At 37.7% G+C, this 8,642-nt stretch carries 5 protein-coding genes and 3 pseudogenes; 2 read left to right on the top strand and 6 right to left on the bottom strand.

The features are described 5' to 3' along the window. Positions 1 to 125: 125 nt before the first annotated feature. Together M44_RS22805 and M44_RS12075 are read right to left on the bottom strand one after the other, a co-directional pair. A pseudogene (locus M44_RS22805) lies at positions 126 to 356 on the bottom strand (LapA family protein); the annotation flags it as partial. A 23-nt stretch (positions 357 to 379) separates the two neighbouring features. Continuing rightward, on the bottom strand, positions 380 to 1,288 hold the full coding sequence (locus tag M44_RS12075; RefSeq protein WP_010173944.1) for a cation diffusion facilitator family transporter: 909 nt from the start codon (positions 1,286 to 1,288) through the stop codon (positions 380 to 382). 230 nt (positions 1,289 to 1,518) lie between these two features. Here M44_RS12075 and M44_RS12070 point away from each other — a divergent pair, with 230 nt between their 5' ends. Further along, entirely contained in the window at positions 1,519 to 2,088 is a 570-nt protein-coding gene (locus M44_RS12070) for a cell wall hydrolase (RefSeq protein ID WP_010173942.1), read from the top strand. 67 nt (positions 2,089 to 2,155) lie between these two features. Here M44_RS12070 and secDF read toward each other — a convergent pair whose 3' ends face one another. Both secDF and M44_RS28270 read right to left on the bottom strand, forming a co-directional pair. Then, positions 2,156 to 4,420 carry a protein translocase subunit SecDF gene (gene secDF, locus M44_RS12065; protein WP_010173941.1) on the bottom strand — a complete coding sequence of 755 codons (2,265 nt, stop codon included), beginning with the start codon at positions 4,418 to 4,420 and terminating at the stop codon, positions 2,156 to 2,158. 299 nt (positions 4,421 to 4,719) lie between these two features. Then, positions 4,720 to 4,896, bottom strand: coding sequence for a post-transcriptional regulator (locus M44_RS28270; RefSeq protein WP_010173936.1), 177 nt, complete (start codon positions 4,894 to 4,896; stop codon positions 4,720 to 4,722). Positions 4,897 to 5,000: 104 nt separating this feature from the next. Between M44_RS28270 and spoVB the strand changes: the two genes are divergently transcribed. Next, a complete protein-coding gene (spoVB, locus tag M44_RS12055; protein WP_010173934.1) occupies positions 5,001 to 6,542 on the top strand; it encodes a stage V sporulation protein B in 1,542 nt (513 codons plus the stop codon). Positions 6,543 to 6,569: 27 nt separating this feature from the next. On the opposite strand, the pseudogene M44_RS27035 reads toward spoVB, so the two are convergent. Continuing rightward, positions 6,570 to 7,158, bottom strand: a pseudogene (locus M44_RS27035) (DUF421 domain-containing protein). Further along, a pseudogene (locus tag M44_RS22790) lies at positions 7,082 to 8,480 on the bottom strand (ArsB/NhaD family transporter). The pseudogenes M44_RS27035 and M44_RS22790 overlap by 77 nt, the downstream one beginning before the upstream one ends. Positions 8,481 to 8,642: the final 162 nt, after the last annotated feature.

Below are 8,642 nucleotides of genomic sequence, written 5' to 3'. Positions count from 1 at the left end.
CTAAAAAAGACACCTTATGGCGTCTCTTTATCTTCCACTACTGCTTGCTCCTGTGCGAGAGGCTCTTCCTCTTTTACTATAGCTTTTTTTTCTTAATTCTTCTATTTTTGTGTGTAAATGACTCACTTCTTTTTCTTTTGCTTTACTTTACGTTGCAGATTGAATACTTTTACAATCCCAACCGCTCCTACAATGAATCCACCCATTAATACACTTCCTAGAATGACCAGGATTAGTGGCCATTGGGCTGTACCGAACATATAGTTTACTTCCACTGCATCTACGTTCACCACTGCGAAGATCGCAACGATAAGGGCAAAAATAAACGCTAGTAATAAAGTCCATTGAAATTTCATGTTCTTCTCCCCCTTTACAATCATTATATTTCTTCGTCTTCTTCATTATAAGGATTTATGTGTACAAAAACATTTTGTATTTGATCTAATTCTACTAGTGCTTTTTTTACGTTTTTCCCTACTCGATGTCCTTCTTCAACTGTTATATGAGGATCCACACTGACTTTAATATCCACAATCACATAATGACCGTGTTCCCTAGCATGAAGCTGATCTAATTTAAGAACACCTGGAACGTTCTTTACGATCTTCTTAAATTCTAGAGTATCTTCCTCATGTAAAACATGATCAAGCGTGGTATGTATACTATCAGACCCTAAAGTCCATGCCATTTTCAAAATGAATACCGCAACGAAAAGCCCGGCTACTGGATCAGCATACACTAGCCATTCTATGTCTAGTGCTCCACCTAAAATGGCGGCACCAATACCTATAAGAGCAGCAATTGAAGAAAACACGTCTGATCTGTGCTCATATGCATTCACAATTAATGCATCACTATGAATTCGTTTCCCCAATCTGTATTTATATTGAAACATAACTTCTTTGACAATGATGGAGAAGATGACCACATATATGGCAACCATTTTAGGTGGCTGCAAGGGATGAAAAAATGATTCGATTGAAGATTTTCCTATTTCAAATCCCACTAAGAATAATAGAACGGCTACGATGATAGCAGCAATCGACTCTGCCTTTCCATGCCCATATGGATGGTCCTTGTCAGGTGGCTGCTTTGCTGCACGAAGACCTATATAGACAGCAAATGACCCAGCAACATCTGAAGCGGAATGTACAGCATCTGCTATAAGAGCCCGGCTATTCCCCACAGTTCCAGCCCACCACTTTAAGATAGCGAGTAATATATTCCCTACTATCCCAACAATTGCGGCGGTTTCACCTTGTTTAAAGCGATCTTGATTTTGTGCCATAGTATCTCCCTTCTTTTTTCTTCATTTTACCCTAAAACGGAAATGATTCCACTTATTACATCCCCAAAAATTTAGTTCTCATTTTCTTCTTTCCTATCCACACAGGTTTTATTCTATAGATTTAGTCAATGGAAATAATTATGCCATGATTCTACTAATCTATCATGTTACGGTTGTATATGTCGAAGCGAACAACAACAAATCATACGAAATTTATTGGAGGTAATGCAATGAAAAAATTAGCTACTATCCTAACAATGTCTTGTATTTGCTTATTCGGTTCTCTACAAACTCATGCATCCACTACTCATAAAGTAAAAACTGGTGAAACATACTATAAAATTGCTTCAACCTACGGTGTCTCTGTTCATGAACTAATGAACTCAAACGGTGCATCATCTACTTTGATATACCCTGGACAGTCTATTAAGATTCCGTCTACTATTACATCTTCTGAAAAAGATTTAGTTGCTAGATTAGTAGAAGCTGAAGCGAAAGGTGAATCTTACGCAGGAAAGGTTGCTGTAGCCACTGTTATTTTAAACCGAGTGGATTCTTCCTTATTTCCTAATACCATTACAGGAGTCATCTATCAAAATAAGCAGTTTACCCCTGTACAGAATGGTAAAATTAACGAGTCTGCATCAGCTGATTCAAAGCGAGCTGTTTCTGAAGCTTTAGCGTATCGTGGACAAGGTAGCGGGTCACTTTATTTCTATAATCCAGATAAGACCACTAACCGATGGTTACGCTCAAAGCAAGTCACAGTTGTGATTGGGAATCACGTTTTTGCAAAATAATCTCCTATTATGATGTTCCATTGGAACGAAAATATGCAAAAATCCCGCTACGGATAGCGGGATTTTTTTATACCTGTGGTTCGTCGCTCCATTCACGCTTTTCTTTAAACGTTTTGATGGTGCCTTTTTTCTTCAGCTCTTGACACTTCAATACATACCACAGCTGAGCTGCGATAAATACGGAAGAGTACGTACCAGAAACTAAACCAACCAATAAAGCGATACTGAAATTACTAATGGAACTACTTCCAAATAACATAAGAGCTACTACAGCAAAGACTACTGTAATTACTGTTGCAACAGATCTTGCTAACGTTTGACGTAAGCTAGCATTCACAACTTCCGCAATATCTTCATTACTCTTAAGCTTCTTCTTCTTTTGAAGATTTTCTCTAATCCGGTCAAACGTTACGATTGTATCGTTAATACTGTAACCTACAATGGTTAATACTGCAGCTATGAATGTAATATCCACCTCTAAACGAGTTAAGCTAAAGAAAGCAATTATAAAGAATGCATCGTGTAAAAGGGCAACAATTGCCGCAACAGCCATTCGAATTTCAAATCGCACCGTTACATATAGAATGATACCGATTGAGGCAATGGCAACAGCATACAGTGCATTGCGTGCTAACTCTTTTCCTATTACAGGTGATACTGTACTAATACTAGGCTCAGCACCGTAAATTTCTTTGAAATGTGATTTTAATTCATTAATGTCAGATTGACCTAAATCATCTGTATAACGAACCACTCCAATTTCATTTTGTTCCCCTGAAATCACAATGTTATCGGATTCCATTCCAATAGATTCTAGCTCTTCTTTTAACTCTTGTTGAGATAAACCATTTTCACTTAGAATTTCCATTCTCGTACCCGAAGCAAAATCGATACCTAGGTTTAGTTTGAAAATAAAGAGAATGACTAACCCAGCAGCAATTAAAATAGTAGAGATGGAGAAAAATAATTTTCGCTTTGCTACAAAATCAAAACGGTCAAATTTTGTTGTTAAATCTAATGGATCTAACCCTTCACTAATAGGACGGATTTCTTCTTTCTTCACACCAAGTAATCCAGGCTTTCCATTTAATAAGTTACTCTTCACAAGTAATCCTAAAAGAATACGAGAGCCCCATACAGCAGTGATAAAGCTCAGTAAAATACTGACGATTAGCATAGTTGCAAATCCTTTAACAGAGCTAGTTCCAAAAGAGAATAAGACAATACCAGCAAGTAGCGTTGTAATATTGGCGTCCAATATGGTCATGAATGAATTTTTATTTCCTACCTGGAATGCTCCTTCAACAGGACGACCTATCTTTAATTCTTCTTTTATACGTTCGTATGTAATAATGTTCGCATCGACAGCCATTCCTACTCCTAAAATAAGAGCGGCAATTCCCGGTAGTGTTAACACACCGTTCATCCAGTCAAATACTAAAAGAATTAAGTAAATATACGTTGAGAGTGTGATGACAGCTACCAGACCTGGTAATCGGTAAAATACAAGCATAAATAAGAAAACCAGTGCGATACCGATCATACCAGCAAAGATGGTTTCATTAAGTGCTTTTTCACCAAAGCTTGCCCCAACAGAAGTAGAATAAATTTCTTCTAATTTAACAGGTAAGGAACCAGCGTTTAATAGTTCTGCTAAATTCTTTGCTTCATCAAGTGTAAAATTACCTTCAATTTGAACAGTGCTTGAATTGATTGGTTCATTTACGTTTGGAGCAGAGATAAATTTAGGCTCAGCCTTTGTTGCCTCTGCAGCATATGAATCCCCTTCTTCAAAGTCCATCCAAATTACTAACTGATTGTTAGGGTAGTTTGCATAAATTTCTTGAGTAACTTCATAAAATTTCTTTTGATCATTTAATTCCACAGATACAATCGGATTATTGGTTTGTGAATCAAATACCTGTGTAGCGGACCCTGCTTTAATATCTTTCCCTGAAAGCTTTACTTCGTCGTTTACATCTCGGAATGTTAGATTCGCTTGTGCTGAAAGAAGTTCTCGTGCTTCAGCTTGATCTTCTACACCGGCAAGCTGCACACGAATACGATTACTGTTTTCAATTTGGATATTAGGCTCACTTACTCCAATAACGTTAATTCGCTTATCTAGAGCCGTTGCCGTATCAGATACCACTTTTTCTGTAATTTCATCGCCGTCTTCAAGGGATTTTACTTCATACAATACTTCAAATCCACCTTGAAGGTCTAAACCTAATTTAATATTGCTTAATATGTTACTTGAAGTGGTGCCAATTGTAGCCGCCAGTACGATGAATACTAATAGGAATGCTACAATCCTACTACGTTTAACCATTATGTAAATCCTCCTCATTCGGTAAGGTGTTACTAAAACAAAATTCTGGCACGTATCACCAGAATGGACAATGATAAATTAATTATGAAGTAGAAAAAAAGGGTGTCAATTTGTTTTCAGACAAATTCATACAAATTACCCGAATTGACATGTTCAGTCGTCCAAATCCTCATTTCCCACCCCATACAGTAATACTTCTAATTCTTTTTGATCAATATCTTCAAACCAATTCGGCGACCTGAAGCTTTCAACTGTTTTGAAATTCATAAAATCGCCTGCTTTTATACCTAATACATCATTCACAAGCTGAGATAATCGAGGTTCGTCCACTGGCTTTTCCAAACTTTCAGTTGAAGGAAATCCCACAGCTGATCATTTGTTACCTTTCCATATCCAAATAGTTTTAATTCCTCTGCTTTACTTGTAAGCAAAGGTTCTAAAGATTCATGAAAATGTTCATAGGGATGAATTTTCACCCTCTTACCTCCTCTAATTGTGAAAACTTGTCATGGTTTGTCCTACTTCTTGCATATATTTCATTGTATATGAAAACTGTAATTTTGAGAAGGTAGGGAATATTATGTCTAAGTTCCTGAAAGGTACGATGATATTAATGGCTGCGGCCTTTATCACTCGCATGCTAGGGTTTGTCAATAGAATTGTATTAGCAAGAATGATTGGTGAAGAAGGTGTTGGACTCTATATGATGGCCGTTCCAACCCTGGTGCTAGTTATCACTATTACACAATTGGGCCTCCCAGTTGCCATATCAAAACATGTTGCTGAAGCAGAAGCAAAAGGAGATCGAGGGAAAACAAAGAAAATTCTTGCGGTATCCCTCGGTGTGACAGGGATATTATCCATTATCTTCACCCCTGCTTTAATCCTTCTTGCTCCTTACTTAGCTGAACATGTTTTTACAGATAATCGAACATATTGGCCTTTAATTGCCATCTCCCCAGTGATTCCAATTATTGCTGTCTCTTCTGTTCTCAGAGGGTATTTCCAAGGTAGACAAAACATGAAGCCTTCTGCCATCTCACAAGTAATTGAGCAAGTGGTGCGAATTGGACTTATTGCTGTATTAACAGGATATTTCCTACCGTATGGAATAGAATTTGCTGCTGCTGGTGCGATGATTTCTGCTGTCATTGGAGAGCTTGCATCCTTACTTTACATGTTAACCATGTTCAAGCTGAAAAAGACCTTTTCATTGCGGAGCTCTATTTTCAAAACGATAGCAAGGGGGAAGTCTACATTTTATGAGTTAATGAATATTGCGCTTCCTACAACAGGAAGTAGAATGATTGGGTCACTCTCTTGGTTTTTTGAGCCTATTGTGGTAGCTAACAGTTTAGCTATTGCAGGTGTAGCAGCCGGTGTGGCCACAAGTCAATATGGATTATTAACCGGTTACGCCTTACCACTATTGTTCTTACCATCATTTATTACGGTTTCCCTCTCCACCTCCCTTGTACCAGCTATAAGTGAATCTTATGCTTTGGGACATTTGAGGGCCGTCGAATATAAACTACAGCAGTCATTACGCTTTTCACTCGTTTCAGGTGGACTAGCTGTTATCATCCTTTACGTGTTAGCCTACCCACTAATGGAATTAATGTATGGTAATACAAAAGCTGCACCCTTTATTTCTTTGCTTGCCCCTTTCTTTTTGTTTTATTATTATCAAGGACCATTACAAGCAGTACTTCAAGCTTTAAATTTAGCTAGAGCCGCGATGATTAATAGTTTAATTGGAGCGGTAGTAAAAATTGGTCTTATATTTATCCTTGCCTCCCAGCCATCATTTGGAATTTACGGAGCTGCGATAGCGATGGTGGTCGGAATAATGGTCGTAACATTTATGCACTTTTTTACAATGGTTAAGAAAATTTCCATTACCTTTTATGTAAAAGAATATATTGGCGCATTTACCGCTATTATTCTTTCAGGGGTTGCTGGACATTTCACATACGAATGGCTATGGGTTGACACCCATCAGGTGATACGAGTTCTGGTAAGTATTATGGTTATGTCGATCCTTTACTTATTCTTACTCAAACAGCTTGATGTTCTAAAAAAAGAAGATTTGGCTCGCCTTCCTTTCTGGCCAAAACGATAAAGTCCGTGATGATGTTCATCCGGACTTTTATGATTCTTTCAAATCAATATAAAAATATCCATTTTGATACGAGCAAAAAGAAATGGCAGAGAGATCCCTATACCCTCTTTCTCTTAACTCTTTTCTTAACCACCAATCATCTTTTCCGATGCTCTCTAAGTGATCCATTTGGATGTCACCGTCTAAGATTAACGGTAGTGTATATCCTTCATCCTTTTTCTTTTGTACTTTTTTTGATAACACTCAACTTTCCAGATGTTTCTAAGATGGCATATTCCACCTCATCAATATTTCTAATATCCTTTTCTCTCAGCTGAAGTAACAAATCATCAAAATTATAGCGCTGACGCCTCATCATGTCCTCATCAATTTTCCCATTATTGATAATAATCGTAGGCTTCCCGTCTAAAAGCTCACGCACTTTTTTATTTTTTAAGGACACAAAAGCAAGCAAGATTTGAACGACCATTAATATAATCATAGGCAAGAGAGCATCAAATAATGGTGTAGATGTATCCTCTATCGCCACAACCGCAAGTTCAGCAATCATTATAAATACAACCAAATCTAAAATGCTCAATTCCCCTATTTCCCGTTTTCCCATTAGCCGAAAAATAATGGTAATAACAAAATAAAGAAAAATCGTTCGAAAAATAAATAAAAGCATACTCTTCCATCCTATCTCTCCGTTCCCTGTGAGTTAGTATGGAATAGTATGCCCTATAAAAATGGTTTAGAAATTTAAAATACACATAAAGAGTTGATACAGATAAGCTAATGAGTGTTATAGGAATGCCCACAGCTAAATAGCTCGTAAACTTTATTTCCACACGCTCTTTTAATGCAAGACCAACAATTACTAAATTGGAAGATGAACCAAGTAACGTTCCATTTCCTCCAAGACACGCACCTAACGCAAGGGACCACCATAATGGATCCATATTCACCATACCAAATTCCTGGAATTCTGTAATGACAGGAATCATGGCTGCCACAAATGGAATGTTATCCACTACCGCTGATAAAATCCCAGTTCCCCATAAAATGACGAAGGCCGTGCTTTTCATATCCCCTTCTGTTAGCATTAAGATTTCTCTAGCCATCTCATCAATGATCCCTACTTCCTCAAGACCTCCAACCAATAAAAATAGGCCCATAAAAAAGAACAATGTCCCCCATTCTACCTCTCGTAAAATCTCATCAGGTGAATACCTTTTCTCTAGGAGTGCCATCAACAGCACAGCACCCGCAATGGCAACGGTGGTTACATCTAAATGGAGATAGGATTGTAAGGAAAAACCAATTAGAACAAGTAGCAAAACACTCAAAGATACCACCAATCCATTTTCTTTTTTTAGTATAATCTTTTGGATTAAGCTTTGAAAGTTCTTCTACTTTTTCTTCTGACACCGTTAGCTGCCTGTAATAGAGAAGCGTTAACAAAAGCATGGAAATACCTAATACTAAAGCGGCTACTGGCATGAGGTTAACAATAAATGTATTAAACGTAAAATGCTCAACAGCCTGACCTATCATCATATTGGGAGGATCGCCAATCAGCGTTGCGGTTCCCCCTATATTACAAGCTAAAATCATGCTAATCAAATACGGAATAGGCGGCAACTCCAATATTCTTATTAAAGTGAATAAGATAGGTACTAACAGCATCGCAATGGTCACATTCGCTAAAAATGCAGAGCCCACCGCCGCAAGAAAGGTAAATATAAGTAGGATAGCAACCCCGTTCCCTTTCACCATTTGCGCGAGTTTGATAGCGGAATACTCAAAAAATCCCGTTTTACTTGTCATGGTTACAATCAACATCATAGCAAACAACAAGGTAATGGTCTTCCAATCTATGTACTGGAACAACGCTTGATCAATAGAATAAGCTCCAATCACAAGCATGCTAATGCCCCCACCAAAAGCCGCAAGAATTCGATTCCATTTCTCTGTCATGAGGAATAGATACGTGACAATAAAAATGATTACGACTAATTTAACCGTCATCAAGCCATCTCCTTTACTCCCACTGTCTCCCTAAACATGCATTCAACCTATTCTATGAGAGTTGTCCCACAAAAAATTCTAGTCTTTTTT

Source organism: Bacillus coahuilensis m4-4, from assembly GCF_000171615.1.
Taxonomy (GTDB): Bacteria; Bacillota; Bacilli; order Bacillales; family Bacillaceae_K; genus Bacillus_T; species Bacillus_T coahuilensis.
Note: the sequence above shows the minus strand (reverse complement) of the source record. Positions and strands in the feature narration are given on the sequence as shown.

Excerpts from the sequence above, each read along its gene's own strand:
- M44_RS12075 (WP_010173944.1), bottom strand. The coding sequence starts at position 1,288 with ATGGCACAAAATCAAGATCGCTTTAAACAAGGTGAAACCGCCGCAATT.
- M44_RS12070 (WP_010173942.1), top strand. The coding sequence starts at position 1,519 with ATGAAAAAATTAGCTACTATCCTAACAATGTCTTGTATTTGCTTATTC.
- secDF (WP_010173941.1), bottom strand. The coding sequence starts at position 4,420 with ATGGTTAAACGTAGTAGGATTGTAGCATTCCTATTAGTATTCATCGTA.
- spoVB (WP_010173934.1), top strand. The coding sequence starts at position 5,001 with ATGTCTAAGTTCCTGAAAGGTACGATGATATTAATGGCTGCGGCCTTT.